Here is a 16,535-nt window from a genome sequence, read left to right on the forward strand (position 1 = left end):
TGATAGTGAGGGCGACGGCGACGTTTCTTAAGGGTTTGTCTTCTTGTAGTCGTCGTTTTGCCATCACATCGCTGGCGGAAAGGATTTGCTTTCGCATACCGTAAACCTTATGAGTATGCCTGCAAACAATTATCGTTATTAGTTGATTATGCTTTAACAGGCGGTTAATTAGGAAAGGCATTTGTTGAATTAACGAAAAAAATAACGCCTGACTTTCCCTGCCTGCACGCCTGTTAATTAAAAAATAAATACCTTTCTTATTAATTACCATAAGCAACAGTGAGAGTGTTACTAAAGGGCGCGCTTATTCGATCATTTTATAGTGAGTGGTAATGTACCTCCCTGCACGGCATTAAAAAAACAGAGTCAAAACAATTCTATAACCCACACGTATCTTTATTATACGCTGCGCCTGATCGGTTAAATGTCCTGTGCCTGAAACGTTGTTCAGGCACAGGACGTTAAGAGGCGGGTAATAGGAGGAATGCCCTGAGTTTATTTATAATGTTCCAGATTGGTTTCAGGACCTGTTTTGGCAATTTCCTGTGCTTTGCCAAAACTTTCAATCAGGCACTTATACTCCGGACATACATGCTCTGCAAGGATCTCGGCGAAGCGGGAGCCTTCAGCACGGTTCCACGTTCTCATTAATTCAGCGACAATGGCAAACGTATCTGTCGGAATCGCGCCAGCCTGCGCCACGCGCGCAATGGTCGTGTCGGTCGCGATTTTAGACCAGTTGCCCGAGGCATCCACAACACAGTAAACCTTATACCCCTCCTGAACTGCGCTAACCGCAGGGAACGCCATGCAAACGCTGGTGAGTGTGCCGGCAATAATCAGGGTCTTTCGGCCTGTCTTTTCGACTTCTTTCACAAACGCCGGATTGTCCCACGTATTAATCTGTCCGGTACGCGGAACATAAACGGCGTGGGGAGCATACTGGTGAATCTCTGGGATCAGCGGACCATTGGGACCGTCAGGAACAGAGGCCGTTGTGATCACCGGGATATTTAACAGTGTGGCAGTCTTGGCAATCGCTGTAACATAATTGCGCAGGTCAGGGACAGGCATATCACGTACCGTATTGAATAATCCACTCTGATGATCAATGAGTAAAATTACAGCATCATCAGCATCAATCATACCGTTGGTTGCAGCCATATTTATATCCTCATTATTACTGTTTAAATGCCGTCAGCTATCCCGGCACCGTGGTTAAATATCCCTTCACCAGGCCTTTAATCCATTGATATACCAAAATTAATAGTAGCCTGATTCAGAAAAAATGCAGCCTATTATCAGGGCAATGTCTGTCATGATATTTCCTGTGTTGCTGACCATCATCGCAGACTGGACGGTTCGGCATAAAAGTTCAGGAGGCAGAAGAGGAGACTGCAAAGCATGTCCATTATAGGTATCCCGCGTTACTGTCCGCTATGTGCCAGAAGTAGGCGTTTCAGTAAGAACCCCATCGGTGCCGTCTTAGAAAGATGACGTATGATGTTTATTTTTGTATGGTAACTGACGATTTCAACAACACTGCGGGAGTAACATGGGTAGTATTCATGGAAGGTTAAAAATCGCAGCAGGACAGTTTGCTCCGATTCGCGGCTGTATTGAAGAAAATCTGCATTATCACGAATTACTGATTACGTCAGCAGCATCGGCTGGCGTTAACCTTATCTTTTTTCCGGAGCTCTCTTTAACGGGTTATGAACCAGAGATGGCTGAAAGCCTGGCTCTTGCTGATGAGGCCTGCCTCCGGCCACTGCAGGCGTTAGCTGAGAGGCATAATATGGCGATTATTGCGGGTGCGCCTTTGAACGTTGAAGGCAGTAAGCCAGCCATTGGCGCATGCGTAATTTCTTCGAAGCACCCTATTTCCTTTTACCGAAAAATGCATCTTCACCCTGGAGAGTCTGATTACTTTTCAGCCGGTGACGAGGAGTGTGTTTTTACGGCACACACGTTTAACGTTGGCGTGGCTATATGCGCAGATGCAGGACAGCCGATGCATGCAGAAAGAACGGTGCATCTGGGGGCAGAAATTTATCTTAATTCAGTTTTGAGCGCAGGTGGCTATGAGAAAGATGCCGGCCTGCTGAAAAGTTATGCTAAACGTTACGCAATGCCTACGCTGATGGCGAATTACTGTGGCCCGTCAGGCGGCTGGAAGCCGGTCGGGAAAAGCGCTGCATGGAATGAAAAAGGTGAACTTATTGCTCAGGCGCCAGAGGATCGTGCCGCCCTGGTCATCATGGATTTACAGGATGGTAAGTGCTCCGGGCAAGTGATCTGCCTCAGTAAATAAAAAAGTTTGGGCCATTGATGTTTATGGGATCGTCAGTTGATCTTTATACTGATCAAATACGGCAATTAAATGATCTGCGACAGCCCTGACTCGCCGTGAGCCCGCTAAATCTGAATGCATAACCAGCCATAACGTTTGGTCCACACCGGTTTCAGGCTGGACGCATTGCAGGCCGCTGGCCCTCGCCATAAAGTGTGGCAGGATACCTAAACCCAGACCGGATGAAACTGCGGAAACCTGTGCGCCTAGCGTATTGGCTTCAACTCGGCATGGTCTACCCCGAAGCATCTTCGTGACCCAGCGCGCAGCAGGTAAGTGCTGGTGCGACTCAGACCACCCTACATACTGAGCATTGTTTAGCGCCAAACCCGCGGGTACGCCTCCCAGCTCATCGATATACGTTTTTGCGCCATAGACACCAAAACCTACCGTTCCCAGTCGCTTTAACGTCAGATTACCGCTGTCTGGCTTTACCATGCGGATTGCCATATCTGCATCTCTACGATGCAGATTGACTGACTGCACACCGCTTAATATCTCTACCCGCAGGTCGGGATAGGTATCCAGGATCCCTTTCAGGGAAGGAAGTATAAAATGCGTGGCCAGATTATCCGATGTGGCGAGTCGGACAAGCCCGGCCACATTGCCTTGTAGATTCGCCGTCTCGCCAAAAGCAAGGCCAGCATATTCCAGCGCCTCTGCCCGCTCCAGCAGGGCTTCGCCATCATCTGTTAGCCGATATCCGCTCTGATGCCTGCTAAAAAGCGGTACTCCCAGCGATTGCTCAAGCCGATCTAACCTTCTGGAAATGGTTGCAACCCCAATACTCATTGCCTCAGCGGCGCCACTCAGCGTACCCGAACGGGCGATCGCCAGGAAAACACGCGTGTCATCCCAATTGAACTCAGTTTTCATCTTATTTCCGATTATGGAAAACGACTCTCCGTTTTCAGCTCTTTTTTATCACTTTCGTAAGGATGATACTTCAATCCACACAAGGCGATAAACATGCAAACATCTTATCTCGGGTGTTTCAGACCGTTTTCCGCAAGATCGTCCACCCTTTTTGAAGAGTATTAATTTATGAATGACACCGTTTTACATGTAAGCCCGGTGCCCACCCGCGCCTGGCTGGCAGTCGCTGCGCTCGGGATAAGCGCATTTTCGATTGTGACCAGCGAGCTTGCTCCCGTTGGCATGCTGAGTACGCTTGCCAGCGATCTGAATCAGACTGAGTCTGGGGCGGGTCTTGTCGTGACAGCATATGGATGGGTTGGCGCGCTTGCAGCGCTTCTTTCCGGAGTCATACCGGCGCGCATTTCCCGTAAGGCTCTGCTTGTGAGCCTGATGCTGATCCTTGCCCTTTCCTGTATGGTGGCGGCCCTTTCCCACTCAATGACCGCATTTATGGGTGCGCGCATGGCAGGGGCACTGGCACACGGTGCTTTCTGGGCATTAATTGGTGTGGTGGCGGCACAGATTGTTCCAGCAGAGAAGCTTGGCCTGGCTACATCAGTCATTTTTGGCGGGGTGTCGGCTGCCAGCGTTCTTGGTGTGCCCCTGTCCAGCTTTATTGCAAATATGGCCGGATGGCGTAGTGCGTTTGCAGTGATCTCCCTGCTGTCGCTTGTCACCGCCTGTGCTTTATTCTGGACGCTCCCCACGCTGGCGGCGCCTCAGCCTCCAGGACTGCGTGCTTACTGTGGGATATTTAAAAACCCGGTGATCCTTTCCCTCTATGGTGCCACGGCCTGCATTATTTCAGCTCACTTCGCGGCATTTACCTACGTTGAACCGCTGCTGACGAAGGCACAGGGCGTGCCGACGGCGTCCATTTCTGGTCTGCTGCTGACATCAGGACTTTCCGGTCTGGTGGGAAACATCATTGCCGGTAAGCTGATAGATCGTCATGTAAAAGGGTTGATACTCATCTCTCTGCTACTGAGTACGGGCGCGCTCGGCATCTTTGGGACAAAGAGCATCGCCCCCCTTCCTGTTTGGTTGTCAGGCATGCTGCTTGCTATATGGGGTGCGGGTATCGCCATTGTATTCGTTGGGTTGCAGACATGGCTGCTTCGTAGCGCCGGAGATGCTGCACAACCGGCGTCAGCCATATACGTTGCCATTTTCAACGCAGCCATCGGTACCGGTGCGCTTGCCGGAGGTCAGGCGCTCACTGTATTAGGTTTTCAGGGCATAGCCGTACTGGCTGCAGGCATCATTGGGTGCAGCATCATCCTTGTCGCAGTGCTTAAAAGCCCTGGACGCGTTGCAGGAGAAGTTCGCTCATAACCTCGATTTGATTAGAACACTGTAAAGCAAGTTCAAGAGCAAGCTAACGAAGCCTGCATTGATGTCCGCTTTGTACCAGAGGCGGACGTTTCCTGGATTGTGTAATAATCATTTTCTTGATAATGTTAATGCATGTGGTTAACTTCTACACTCCCGCAATATGGCGCGTATCTATTTTTAACTGCTTACGCCATATCCGATTATGTAATGCCAGGACTATTGACCGGTAGAAAATTGAAGAATTCATCCACATCACATTGAGGCATAAAAATCCCAATCCTAAAGCAGACGTTATTTGCGGCGTGTAATTATCAATAGAGCCGAATACGAATAAAGACCAAGCATAGATAAAATAAACAACAGCTATCATTCCTGTTAAAGCAATAATCGCAAGGTATAATTTATATCCGATCAATGAACCGCGCGCGGTTAGTAGCATAGCACTCATAATCACTACACAATAAACAACCGCCGCAAAAAACACGCCCATCAATACCTTATACTCGGGTAGATTTAACCAACTAAATAGCAGCATCCAGACAGAAACCTGTGGCATTGCATAGCAAGCTACTGCAAGTATCATACTGATACCTAAAGGAATTCCCGTCATATATATTCCAACAGGTGCGCCGAGTCGGCTTTTTAACCGATCTTTTAGTAACTCAAGCCGTTGCAACTCGTTAGTCGCCATTTTTTTTGTTATGACAGCACTTAACGCAAGACTCTTTTTGATATATCTCATCATAACCAGTCACTAATTTCCTATAAGTGAGAAAGACTGAATTAAACCAAAAACGTATTTGCCGGATTGAGTGATGTTCTGAGGATTCCTGATATTTCCCGAAATAGCACTGCCGACAAATGCGGAAGAGTTAGCAACAGCATTCATCAGTTCACGTTGTAAAAGTAATTGTAATCCTTCCGAAGGATAGCGCTTAGGGTAAATGCCAGATTTCATCGCCGCTTTAATACCTGAGTTGGAGATTCCAGGATTTTGAATGCGAATGATTTCCTCTGTCATGCGTGTGCGATCGGCTCGGCTCATTTTTTGTAATAAGGAAAGTATACTCTCAGAGGTTGAGCGATTAAGCAGGCGGTAGGTTAACGAAGCGCTTTTTAAACCTGCAGCCGCTCCGGCAAGTGAAATTGCATCAAGGGCAGTATTGGTTGCCGTGTACCATTCCTGAGAATCTATCCATATGACATAGTCATCATGATTCATAGCAATTAGTGAAAGCCGACCAAGCCCGTTTGCACATTGTATTCCTGTGGCTACACCACCAGCGATAATCATAGCGGCAACGGTAGAGGAAGTACCGGCGGTGACAGGAATGGCCATACCTGCTCCCGCAGCAAGTACAACAGTAAGAATTGCGGCCCCGCAGGAAATCGCCGTTGAGCCAATTTCAGTCGCTAATGAAGGCGACTGAATCGTATTAGTTGTCGCTTGAACAGCATTATTTGATGAAGCATTGACTTTTGTTACTACCACATGGCTGACCGAGCTTTCGTTTGGTGTCGCGATCCGCCTTGAGGGCCTTACTAGCCACTGACGCGCACCGTCTGAGTAAATAATCCCGACCTGACTAAAGTTTCGACTACAATCCAACTGATTAGCAAGAGCAGTAAAATCAATATCGTCGCCAGAGGCTAAACCAAGACTTCGGGCAAATGCGTAATCGGGAAGATATTTTGAGTTCTGTCCTAAGAATGTCATTTTATCCCTCTTATGTATAAATTGTTATATCATTGAGAAGTCAAGAGTAAATGCCTTAAGATTTTAGAAAGTTAGGAAAATTCCGAATAATATCCACTTGTGTCATGTAGCGGGAAAAGTGTAACCGATACTACATTTACCCGATTGATACCTTTATTTTTTCGCCTCTATTGCCAATAAGCAAGTGCTTTACTCGTAACGAACCATGGCATAAGCATATGACCTCTCCTTTCTTACATATGCCAACTCAGAGTGGCAGATGCCTCATAAGAGAAGCTCGCTCATAGCCTCGCCACTGATTTCCGGAATCAATGCTTTATGATGATTTATATTGCGCAAAACAAATTTTCCTTGCGCAATATAGCTTTCCGTAGCGTTTTATTTTTATAATGCTCTGCACTTTATCTAAAAAAGAGTGCAACCATGATTGACGCTAACCTTCCTTTGACCGACATTCACCGCCACCTTGATGGCAACATCCGGGCGCAAACCATTCTTGACCTTGGCCGTGAGTTTTCCCTTACCCTGCCCGCCGACTCGCTTGAATCGCTGCGCCCGCACGTCCAGGTGACCGCTAACGAACCGGATCTGGTGAGCTTCCTCGCGAAGCTGGACTGGGGCGTCAAGGTGCTGGCCTCGCTGGACGCCTGCCGCCGCGTGGCGTTTGAGAATATGGAAGATGCCGCACGCAACGGGCTGCACTATGTTGAGCTGCGCTTCTCCCCCCGCTATATGGCAATGACCCACGGCCTGCCGGTCGCGGGCGTCGTTGAAGCGGTCATTGAGGGCGTGCGCCAGGGCAGCGAGGCCTTTAACGTCCAGGCTCGCCTGATCGGTATTCTGAGCCGCACCTTCGGTGAAGACGCCTGCGTTGAGGAGCTGGAGGCGCTGCTGGCTCATCGCGATGCCATCACCGGGCTGGATCTGGCCGGTGACGAGCTGGGCTTCCCCGGTAGCCTGTTCCTGACCCACTTTAACCGTGGCCGTGACGCAGGCTGGCACATTACCGTTCACGCCGGTGAAGCCGCCGGGCCGGAGAGCATCTGGCAGGCGATTCGTGAGCTAGGCGCGGAGCGTATCGGCCACGGGGTGAAAGCCATTGAGGATCGGGCCCTGATGGATTTCCTCGCCGAGCAGCGCATCGGCATTGAGTCCTGTCTGACCTCCAACATCCAGACCAGCACCGTCGCATCGCTGGAGGTGCATCCGCTGAAAACCTTCCTTGAGCACGGCATTCTGGCGACCATCAATACCGACGATCCGGCGGTTCAGGGCGTAGATATTATTCATGAATATCGCGTGGCGGCCCCGCAGGCAGGCCTGAGCCAGGCGCAGATCCGCCAGGCGCAAATTAACGGTCTCGAGGTCGCGTTCCTCAGTGCGGCAGAGAAGCAGGCGTTAAAAGATAGCCTGCGCACCGCGTAAAAAAATGCCGCCCAGGCGGGCGGCACATTCGTTACGTCGGTTACGTCAGACAGCGTTATGCCAGGCAGAGCGTCGAGCGGTGCTTAGCCGACTCCATGCCTAACTCAATCAGCTCCATAATCTGAATCGCCTGGCTGGCGGGAACCGGGTTCTCGCCCACGCCGTTCAGCGCATCGCGAATGCCGGCATAGTAAGCCGGATAGTTCCCCGGTACGGTGAGCCAGCTCTCCTCGACCACCTCCTCACCCTGCACCCGAGTCAACACGCCGTCGCGCATATCATAGCCCCAATCCTCCTGCGGCAGTCGCTCGCCGTTTTTCAGCCGCTCCTCCTGCGGGTCGAGGCCATACTTGACGTAGCTTCCGCGAGTGCCGTGCACGATATAACGCGCCGACTCGGCCGCCGCCAGTAGCGTTCCGTGCAGCACGATACGGCGCTGGGGATAGCTCAGCACCGCATGGAAGTAGTCCGTGGCCTGCGCACCTGGACGCAGCTGGGCCAGATCGACGGTCAAACTCACCGGCAGGCCAAACAGGTTTACCGCCTGATCGAGCAGGTGCGGGCCCAGATCGTACCAGATGCCGCTGCCCGGCCCGGCCAGCTCGCGCCAGCGGTTACGCACCTGCGGACGGAAGCGATCGAAATGAGACTCAAAATAGGTCACCTCACCCAGCGCGCCGTCGGCCAGCAGCGCCTTCACCGTCAGGAAATCACTGTCCCAGCGGCGGTTGTGGAACACCGAAAGCACCCGCCCCAGCGATTTCGCCAGCGCATCAAGCTCACGAGCCTGTGACAGTGTCACGGTGAAGGGTTTATCCACCACCACATGCTTGCCCGCCTCCAGCGCCGCCTTAGCAAGCGGAAAGTGGGTATCGTTGGGCGTCGGGATGACAATCAGATCGAGAGTCGGATCGTTGAAAAGGTGTTTAGGTTCGGAGACGACCGGCACCGTTGGCCAGTCCGCCTTCACTTTCGCCTCATCGCTGCTGGAGATCGCGGCCAGCTCCATACCCGATGTGCCGTCAATCAGCGGGGCGTGAAATGTCTTGCTGGCGTAACCGTAGCCAATTAATCCGACCCGAATTTTATCATTCATCGTGCTGCCTCTCATCAGTGCGTGGAGATATTTCAATCCTAAAACATACTGTTCACAATAATATGCATTTTATAACTTATCTAAAACATCCTGTAGCACACTTTAACGTTCCAATTGCGAATAGGCCGAAAATATGGTTTGTTACTTGCTGAGGCTTTTTTGCATCGATACTATGCCATTTCTATATACAGGGAGAAATAGAAAAGTATGTCTGGAATAATGAACCGAATCATTGAATTAGCTGGGTGGGTTGTGCTGGGCGTGAGCGCCATACTGCTGGGGGTTGCCAGCCATATTGATAACTACCAGCCGCCGGAACCTGCTGCTACCGTTCAGGCAAAATAGCGCACGCCCGCGTTATTTTTAAACGCTTGCCGCGGCGGTGATTTGTCGCCGAGTGCGGTAGGAAATAGCGCGGGTAGCATTCGCTGTATAATCCTTTATACTCTCGCCCTGCAAAAGAGATTGAGCCACGCCAGGGGAGAGAATGATATGACCGCAACGCCTGTTGAACGCCCTGCTGAACGCATTGGTGGATGGTTGCTCGCCCCGCTCGCATGGCTGCTGGTCTCTTTGCTGGGAACGCTGCTGGTGGTAGCGCGATTTTCCGCTGTGCTGCTGACGCCTGAGATGGCGGCCGTGCTGAATGCCCAAAGCGCCGGAGATAAAACGCTGTGGTATACCTCGTTTATCTTTGCTATCGCCATGGGCGGTTACACCCTGTGGCTGACCGTCGCGTTCTTTAAACGCCGTCGGCTGGTGCCGAAGCACTATATTATCTGGCTGCTCATCACCATTCTGCTGGCGCTGAAGGCGTTTGCATTTTCGCCGGTTTCGGATACCCTGGCGCTGCGCCAGCTGCTGTTTCCGCTGCTGGCTGCCGCGCTGATCGTGCCCTATTTCAAGCGATCGCAGCGGGTCAAGAAGACCTTCGTAAACCCGTAATTAACCCTATTCGTTGTACTGTTGTCGCCCGGATCGATTTATCCGATAATAGGCGGCTACTCTTTTTCAGGCTGAATAATGACTGATTACCTGTTGCTGTTTGTCGGAACCGTACTGGTTAATAACTTCGTGCTGGTTAAGTTCCTGGGCCTCTGTCCGTTTATGGGAGTCTCCAAAAAGCTGGAGACGGCCATGGGGATGGGGCTGGCGACGACCTTTGTGCTCACGCTGGCCTCTATTTGCGCTTGGCTGATCGACACCTTTGTTCTTATTCCGCTGGATCTCATCTACCTGCGCACCCTGGCCTTTATTCTGGTCATCGCCGTGGTGGTGCAGTTCACCGAGATGGTGGTACGCAAAACCAGCCCGGCGCTCTATCGCCTGCTGGGGATCTTCCTGCCCCTGATCACCACTAACTGTGCGGTGCTGGGCGTGGCGCTGTTGAATATCAACCTCGGTCATAACTTTTTACAGTCGGCGCTGTACGGTTTTTCTGCTGCCGTCGGCTTCTCGCTGGTGATGGTTCTGTTTGCCGCTATTCGCGAACGTTTGGCGGTGGCGGACGTACCGGCACCGTTCCGCGGTAACGCCATCGCGCTGATTACCGCGGGTTTAATGTCTCTGGCCTTTATGGGCTTTAGTGGTCTGGTGAAGCTGTAATGTCTGCTATCTGGATAGCCATTGCGGCCCTGAGCGTGCTCGGGCTGATCTTTGGCCTGATTCTCGGCTACGCCTCGCGCCGTTTTGCGGTGGAGGACGATCCGGTCGTCGAAAAAATTGATAACCTGCTGCCGCAAAGCCAGTGTGGCCAGTGCGGCTACCCCGGCTGTCGCCCCTATGCCGAGGCCGTAGGCAGTCAGGGCGAGAAGATCAACCGCTGTGCGCCAGGCGGCGAAGCGGTGATGCTTAAAATCGCCACGCTGTTGAACGTCGACCCGCAGCCCATTGGTGACGATGCCGAAGCCGCTGAGCCAGTACGTATGCTGGCAGTCATTGACGAGCCTAACTGCATTGGCTGCACCAAGTGCATCCAGGCCTGTCCGGTTGATGCCATCGTCGGCGCAACCCGCGCCATGCACACGGTAATCAGCGATCTCTGCACCGGCTGTAATCTCTGTGTTGCTCCGTGCCCGACGCAGTGTATCGACCTGCGTCCCGTAGCGACAACGACTGAAAGCTGGAAATGGGATCTGCAAACCATTCCGGTACGCATTATTCCTGTGGAACAACATGCTTAAGCTATTCTCCGCGTTTAAAAAAGATAAGCTCTGGGATTTCAACGGCGGCATCCATCCGCCGGAGATGAAAACTCAGTCAAACGGTACGCCGCTGCGCCAGATCCCGCTCGCGGGGCGTTTCGTCATTCCTTTGAAGCAGCACATCGGTGCCGAGGGCGAGCTGTGCGTCGCCGTGGGCGATCGCGTCCTGCGCGGCCAGCCGCTGACCCACGGTCGCGGACGTATGCTGCCGGTACACGCCCCCACCTCAGGAACGGTTGTGGCGATTGCCCCCCACTCTACCGCGCATCCGTCGGCGCTGGCCGAGCTGAGCGTCATCATTGATGCTGATGGCGAAGACCGCTGGATCGAGCGCGACGGCTGGAGCGACTATCGCTCCCGCTCCCGCGCCGAGCTGATTGAGCGTATCCACCAGTTTGGCGTAGCGGGCCTCGGCGGCGCAGGCTTCCCGACCGGCAATAAACTGCAGGGCGGCGGGGATAAAATCGAAACGCTGATTATTAACGCCGCCGAGTGCGAGCCGTATATCACCGCCGACGATCGCCTAATGCAGGACTGCGCCGCGCAGATCGTTGAGGGCATTCGGATCCTTGCGCATATTCTTCAACCGCGTCAGGTACTGATTGGTATTGAAGATAACAAGCCGCAGGCTATCTCGATGCTGCGGGCGGTGCTGGCGAATGCGCACGACATCATGCTGCGCGTTGTCCCCACCAAATACCCCTCCGGCGGCGCGAAACAGCTTACGCAGATCCTTACCGGCAAGCAGGTTCCACACGGCGGCCGTTCGTCAGACATCGGCGTGCTGATGCAAAACGTGGGAACCGCCTTTGCCGTTAAGCGTGCGGTTGTCGATGGCGAACCCCTGACCGAGCGCGTTGTGACCCTGACCGGCGAAGCCGTTGCGCAGCCGGGTAACGTCTGGGCGCGCCTGGGCACGCCGGTGCGCCACCTGCTTGATGCCGCCGGTTTTTGCCCCTCCGGTGAACAGCTGGTGATCATGGGCGGGCCGCTGATGGGCTTCACCCTGCCGTGGCTGGACGTGCCGGTGGTCAAAATTACCAACTGCCTGCTGGCCCCTTCGGCCAGCGAAATGGGCGAGACGCAGGAAGAGAAAGGCTGCATTCGCTGTAGCGCCTGCGCCGACGCCTGCCCGGCGGATCTGCTCCCGCAGCAGCTCTACTGGTTTAGTAAAGGCCAGCAGCACGATAAAGCCACCGCCCATAACCTGGCGGACTGTATCGAGTGCGGGGCCTGCGCCTGGGTCTGCCCAAGCAATATTCCGCTGGTGCAGTATTTCCGCCAGGAGAAGGCCGAGATCTACGCTATCACCCAGGAAGAGAAGCGTGCCGCCGAGGCGAAGATCCGTTTTGAAGCGCGTCAGGCCCGTCTGGAGCGCGAGAAAGCGGCACGTCTTGAGCGTCATAAGAAATCCGCTGCTCAGCCAGCCGCCAAAGATAAGGATGCGGTGAATGCTGCCCTGGCCCGCGTGCGTGAGAAACAGCAGCGCGCCACCCAGCCGGTGGTGGTCCAGGCCGGTGCCGAGCCGGATAACAGCGCGATGATTGCCGCGCGCGAAGCCCGCAAGGCCGAGGCCCGTGCGCGTCAGGCTGAAAAAGCCCAGCAGCCAGCCGCAGAGACCACAGCCGAGCCCGTCGATCCGCGTAAAGCGGCGGTCGAGGCCGCTATCGCTCGTGCCAAAGCGCGTAAAGCCGCCCAGACAGCTGTGCCGGAAGCGGCGCCTGAACCCGCCGCCGTTGAGCCAGCCGCCGCGGTCGATCCGCGTAAAGCCGCGGTTGAAGCCGCTATCGCTCGAGCGAAAGCGCGTAAGGCACAGCAGCAGGCTGCCGAGAAGGTCGTGAATAAAATAGTAGATACCCCGGCAGCCAATGACGATCCGCGTAAAGCGGCCGTCGCTGCGGCGATTGCCAGGGCTCAGGCTAAGAAAGCCGCAAAACAGGCTGTTAACGAGGAATAGATGGTTTTTCGAATCGCAAGCTCCCCCTATACGCACAATCAGCGCCAGACATCACGGATTATGATGCTGGTTCTGCTCGCGGCCCTGCCCGGTATCGCCGTGCAGACGTGGTTCTTTGGCTGGGGGACGCTGGTGCAGATCGTACTGGCAGGCATCAGCGCCCTCGTCGCTGAAGGGCTAGTTCTTACGCTGCGTAAACAAAATGCAGGCGCCATCCTCAAGGATAACTCTGCTCTGCTGACCGGCCTGCTGCTGGCGATCAGTATTCCGCCGTTTGCCCCCTGGTGGTTGGTGGTGCTGGGCACCGTTTTTGCCGTGATTATTGCCAAGCAGCTCTACGGCGGCCTTGGGCATAACCCCTTTAACCCGGCGATGATCGGCTACGTCGTGCTGCTGATCTCCTTCCCGGTGCAGATGACCAGCTGGCTGCCGCCGCATGAGATTGCCGCCAACGTGCCCGGTTTCATGGATGCGCTTCAGGTTATCTTCACCGGCCACAGCGCGGGCGGTGCCAATATGGACACCCTGCGAATGGGCATCGACGGGGTTAGCCAGGCTACTCCGCTGGACACCTTTAAAACCTCGCTGCACGCCGGTCACAGCGTCGATCAGATTATGCAGTACCCCATCTACAGCGGCGTGCTGGCTGGCGCGGGCTGGCAGTGGGTCAACCTTGCCTATCTGCTCGGCGGGGTGTTCCTGCTGGGAAAAGGCGCTATTCGCTGGCATATTCCGGTTAGCTTCCTTGTGGCGCTGACCCTCTGCGCCACGCTGGGCTGGCTGTTCTCGCCGGAGAGCCTCGCCTCGCCGACGCTGCATCTCTTCTCCGGCGCGACCATGCTTGGGGCCTTCTTTATCCTCACCGATCCGGTCACCGCCTCGACAACCAACAAAGGCCGCCTGATCTTTGGCGCGTTGACCGGGGTGCTGGTGTGGCTGATCCGCAGCTTTGGCGGCTACCCGGACGGCGTGGCCTTTGCGGTGCTGCTGGCGAATATCACCGTGCCGTTAATTGACTACTATACGCGTCCGCGCGCGTATGGCCATCGCTGAGGAGCCGCCATGTTAAAGACCATGCAAAAACACGGCGTAACGCTGGCCCTTTTCGCCGCCTGCTCTACCGGCCTGACGGCAGCTATCGCCCAATTGACCAAATCCACCATTGCCGAACAGGCCGCGATCCAGCAGAAGGCGCTGTTTGATCAGGTGGTGCCGGACAATATCTATAATAACGATCTCAGCCAGAGCTGTTTTCTGGTAAACGCCCCGGAGCTGGGCAAGGGCGAACGGCGGGTTTACATTGCCCGTCAGGACGACAAGCCCGTGGCGGCGGTGATGGAAGCTACCGCACCGGACGGTTACTCCGGCGCTATTCAGCTGCTGGTTGGCGCAGACTTTAACGGCACGGTGCTGGGGACGCGGGTTACCGAGCATCACGAGACGCCGGGACTGGGCGACAAGATAGAACTGCGCCTCTCCAACTGGATCACCTCTTTCAGCGGCAAGACGATTGCCGGCGCGTCTGATAGCCACTGGGCGGTGAAGAAGGACGGCGGTGATTTTGACCAGTTTACCGGCGCGACCATTACCCCCAGGGCGGTGGTGAACGCTGTTAAACGTGCTGGCCTGTATGCGCAAACCCTGCCCGCCCAGCTTAATTCCTTACCGTCTTGCGGAGAGTAGACCATGAGCGAAATTAAAGACGTTATTGTTCAGGGATTGTGGAAAAACAACTCGGCGCTGGTGCAGCTGCTGGGCCTCTGCCCGCTCTTGGCTGTCACCTCCACCGCCACTAACGCCCTGGGCCTTGGTCTGGCAACCACCTTCGTGTTAACCCTGACTAACCTGGCCGTTTCCATGCTACGCCGCTGGACGCCCCCGGAGATCCGTATCCCGATCTACGTCATGATCATCGCCTCGGTGGTGAGCGCGGTGCAGATGCTGATCAACGCCTATGCCTTTGGTCTCTATCAGTCGCTGGGGATCTTTATCCCGCTGATCGTCACCAACTGCATCGTGGTAGGCCGTGCGGAAGCCTTTGCGGCGAAAAAAGGCCCGGCGCTCTCGGCGCTGGACGGCTTCTCTATCGGCATGGGGGCCACCTGCGCCATGTTCGTACTCGGCTCCCTGCGCGAGGTGCTGGGTAACGGCACGCTGTTTGACGGCGCGGATGGCTTGCTGGGCAACTGGGCGAAGGTGTTACGCATTGAGGTGTTCCATACCGATTCACCTTTCCTGCTGGCGATGCTGCCTCCAGGCGCGTTTATTGGCTTGGGCATGATGCTGGCAGTAAAATACCTCATCGATGAGCGGACTAAAAAACGTCAGGCAGCCGCCGCCGCTTCTTCTGCCGTCGATACTGCTAATGTAGAGACCCCTGCCACGCCCGGGAAGGCCTGATGAACAAAGTAAAACGTCTGGAGATTTTGACCCGTCTTCGGGACAACAATCCGCACCCCACCACCGAGCTGAACTTTAACTCACCGTTTGAGCTGCTGATTGCGGTTCTGCTCTCGGCCCAGGCCACTGACGTCAGCGTCAACAAGGCGACGGCGAAGCTCTATCCTGTCGCCAACACGCCAGAGGCAATGCTCTCCCTTGGCGTAGAGGGAGTGAAGTCCTATATCAAGACCATCGGCCTGTTTAACAGCAAGGCGGAGAACGTTATTAAAACCTGCCGGATCCTGCTGGAGCAGCACGGCGGCGAGGTGCCGGAGGATCGTGCCGCGCTGGAGGCGCTGCCAGGCGTTGGACGCAAAACCGCCAACGTGGTGCTGAATACCGCCTTTGGCTGGCCGACCATTGCCGTCGATACGCATATTTTCCGCGTCAGTAACCGGACGCAGTTCGCGCCGGGTAAGAACGTTGAGCAGGTGGAAGAGAAGCTGCTGAAGGTCGTCCCGACGGAATTCAAGGTTGACTGCCACCACTGGCTGATCCTCCATGGCCGCTACACCTGTATTGCCCGTAAGCCCCGCTGCGGCTCCTGCATTATTGAAGATCTCTGCGAGTACCGGGAGAAGGTTTACGAGTGATCTTTTCCCCGCCCTGCTTTTCCTCCATATAACGCCAGCTTATGTTTTCATGCCGACACAGGGCGTGATAAAACTCGGCTGGTTATTACTTTTTAAGGTTAATCGTTTTTTTAATACAAAAAATTTCTATACATTTGTGATAGAGATCACTCTACCCGCCAAACGTTATAAAAATGTTTCAATAGTGAGACCCGCACCTGCACCAGCCTGCATCCCATAAGCAATCAGCGGTAGATTAAACCACTGTTTTTAGCAATAGCGGGCCATTACGCTGCTTATAGCGCAAAATAGCAGAACATATCGCCATAGCCCCGGTGGCGCCCATTTTTCTTAGTGGAAAAAACTATCAAAATGCTAAAGCCGAAATTTAACGCTGAATAACATTCTTCCAACTGGCGCTTTATAGCGATCGGTTTATATGTAACAGATTATTACAAAGGTATTGCCTCAGCGTGCTGGATAGGGAACATTACCCGCCGTTTCCCCTCCCTTATA

General features: G+C 54.1%; 17 protein-coding genes. 12 read left to right on the forward strand and 5 right to left on the reverse strand.

The annotated features are described in order from the left end of the window. Positions 1-495: 495 nt before the first annotated feature. Complete coding sequence (locus tag EV102420_RS16210) at positions 496-1,164, reverse strand: isochorismatase family protein (RefSeq protein ID WP_042393712.1); 669 nt, start codon at positions 1,162-1,164, stop codon at positions 496-498. Between the two features lie 391 nt (positions 1,165-1,555). On the opposite strand from EV102420_RS16210, the gene EV102420_RS16215 reads away from it, so the two are divergent. Continuing rightward, on the forward strand, positions 1,556-2,314 hold the full coding sequence (locus tag EV102420_RS16215) for a carbon-nitrogen hydrolase family protein (protein WP_042393716.1): 759 nt from the start codon (positions 1,556-1,558) through the stop codon (positions 2,312-2,314). Between the two features lie 21 nt (positions 2,315-2,335). Here EV102420_RS16215 and EV102420_RS16220 read toward each other — a convergent pair whose 3' ends face one another. Beyond that, the gene (locus EV102420_RS16220; RefSeq protein WP_042393719.1) at positions 2,336-3,229 is read right to left on the reverse strand and encodes a LysR family transcriptional regulator; all 894 of its coding nucleotides are present in this window, start codon (positions 3,227-3,229) and stop codon (positions 2,336-2,338) included. A 168-nt stretch (positions 3,230-3,397) separates the two neighbouring features. Between EV102420_RS16220 and EV102420_RS16225 the strand changes: the two genes are divergently transcribed. Then, a complete protein-coding gene (locus tag EV102420_RS16225) occupies positions 3,398-4,606 on the forward strand; it encodes an MFS transporter (RefSeq protein WP_042393721.1) in 1,209 nt (402 codons plus the stop codon). 145 nt (positions 4,607-4,751) lie between these two features. Here the strand turns inward: EV102420_RS16225 and EV102420_RS16230 are convergent, their stop codons facing one another. Together EV102420_RS16230 and ssp4 are read right to left on the reverse strand one after the other, a co-directional pair. Continuing rightward, positions 4,752-5,351: a hypothetical protein gene (locus EV102420_RS16230; RefSeq protein ID WP_042393726.1), complete on the reverse strand. Its 600-nt coding sequence runs from the start codon at positions 5,349-5,351 to the stop codon at positions 4,752-4,754. 9 nt (positions 5,352-5,360) lie between these two features. Next, positions 5,361-6,323 carry an Ssp4 family T6SS effector gene (ssp4, locus tag EV102420_RS22540; protein WP_042393728.1) on the reverse strand — a complete coding sequence of 321 codons (963 nt, stop codon included), beginning with the start codon at positions 6,321-6,323 and terminating at the stop codon, positions 5,361-5,363. Positions 6,324-6,746: 423 nt separating this feature from the next. On the opposite strand from ssp4, the gene add reads away from it, so the two are divergent. Beyond that, positions 6,747-7,748 (forward strand): adenosine deaminase, encoded by a 1,002-nt coding sequence (gene add / locus EV102420_RS16240; RefSeq protein ID WP_042393730.1) that lies wholly within the window; start codon positions 6,747-6,749, stop codon positions 7,746-7,748. Between the two features lie 55 nt (positions 7,749-7,803). Here the strand turns inward: add and EV102420_RS16245 are convergent, their stop codons facing one another. Next, on the reverse strand, positions 7,804-8,844 hold the full coding sequence (locus tag EV102420_RS16245; RefSeq protein WP_042393733.1) for an oxidoreductase: 1,041 nt from the start codon (positions 8,842-8,844) through the stop codon (positions 7,804-7,806). A gap of 219 nt (positions 8,845-9,063) precedes the next feature. Between EV102420_RS16245 and blr the strand changes: the two genes are divergently transcribed. The 9 genes from blr (at position 9,064) to nth (ending at position 16,040) form a co-directional block, all read left to right on the forward strand. Continuing rightward, positions 9,064-9,189, forward strand: coding sequence for a division septum protein Blr (blr, locus tag EV102420_RS16250; RefSeq protein WP_042393736.1), 126 nt, complete (start codon positions 9,064-9,066; stop codon positions 9,187-9,189). A 147-nt stretch (positions 9,190-9,336) separates the two neighbouring features. Beyond that, positions 9,337-9,789 (forward strand): DUF2569 domain-containing protein, encoded by a 453-nt coding sequence (locus EV102420_RS16255; protein ID WP_042393737.1) that lies wholly within the window; start codon positions 9,337-9,339, stop codon positions 9,787-9,789. 78 nt (positions 9,790-9,867) lie between these two features. Continuing rightward, positions 9,868-10,449, forward strand: a complete 582-nt coding sequence (gene rsxA / locus EV102420_RS16260) for an electron transport complex subunit RsxA (RefSeq protein ID WP_042393740.1) — start codon at positions 9,868-9,870, stop codon at positions 10,447-10,449. Further along, positions 10,449-11,027, forward strand: a complete 579-nt coding sequence (gene rsxB, locus EV102420_RS16265) for an electron transport complex subunit RsxB (RefSeq protein WP_042393745.1) — start codon at positions 10,449-10,451, stop codon at positions 11,025-11,027. Before rsxA ends, rsxB begins: the two co-directional genes overlap by 1 nt. Further along, positions 11,020-13,005, forward strand: coding sequence for an electron transport complex subunit RsxC (rsxC, locus tag EV102420_RS16270; RefSeq protein WP_042393746.1), 1,986 nt, complete (start codon positions 11,020-11,022; stop codon positions 13,003-13,005). Before rsxB ends, rsxC begins: the two co-directional genes overlap by 8 nt. Then, positions 13,006-14,058, forward strand: a complete 1,053-nt coding sequence (gene rsxD / locus EV102420_RS16275; protein WP_042393750.1) for an electron transport complex subunit RsxD — start codon at positions 13,006-13,008, stop codon at positions 14,056-14,058. It abuts the gene before it with no gap. A 9-nt stretch (positions 14,059-14,067) separates the two neighbouring features. Beyond that, entirely contained in the window at positions 14,068-14,688 is a 621-nt protein-coding gene (rsxG, locus tag EV102420_RS16280; protein ID WP_042393752.1) for an electron transport complex subunit RsxG, read from the forward strand. Positions 14,689-14,691: 3 nt separating this feature from the next. Continuing rightward, positions 14,692-15,405 (forward strand): electron transport complex subunit E, encoded by a 714-nt coding sequence (locus tag EV102420_RS16285; protein ID WP_042393755.1) that lies wholly within the window; start codon positions 14,692-14,694, stop codon positions 15,403-15,405. Then, positions 15,405-16,040 carry an endonuclease III gene (gene nth, locus EV102420_RS16290; RefSeq protein ID WP_042393759.1) on the forward strand — a complete coding sequence of 212 codons (636 nt, stop codon included), beginning with the start codon at positions 15,405-15,407 and terminating at the stop codon, positions 16,038-16,040. The genes EV102420_RS16285 and nth overlap by 1 nt, the downstream gene beginning before the upstream one ends. Positions 16,041-16,535 lie beyond the last annotated feature (495 nt).

It is taken from the genome of Pseudescherichia vulneris NBRC 102420 (assembly GCF_000759795.1).
GTDB lineage: Bacteria > Pseudomonadota > Gammaproteobacteria > Enterobacterales > Enterobacteriaceae > Pseudescherichia > Pseudescherichia vulneris.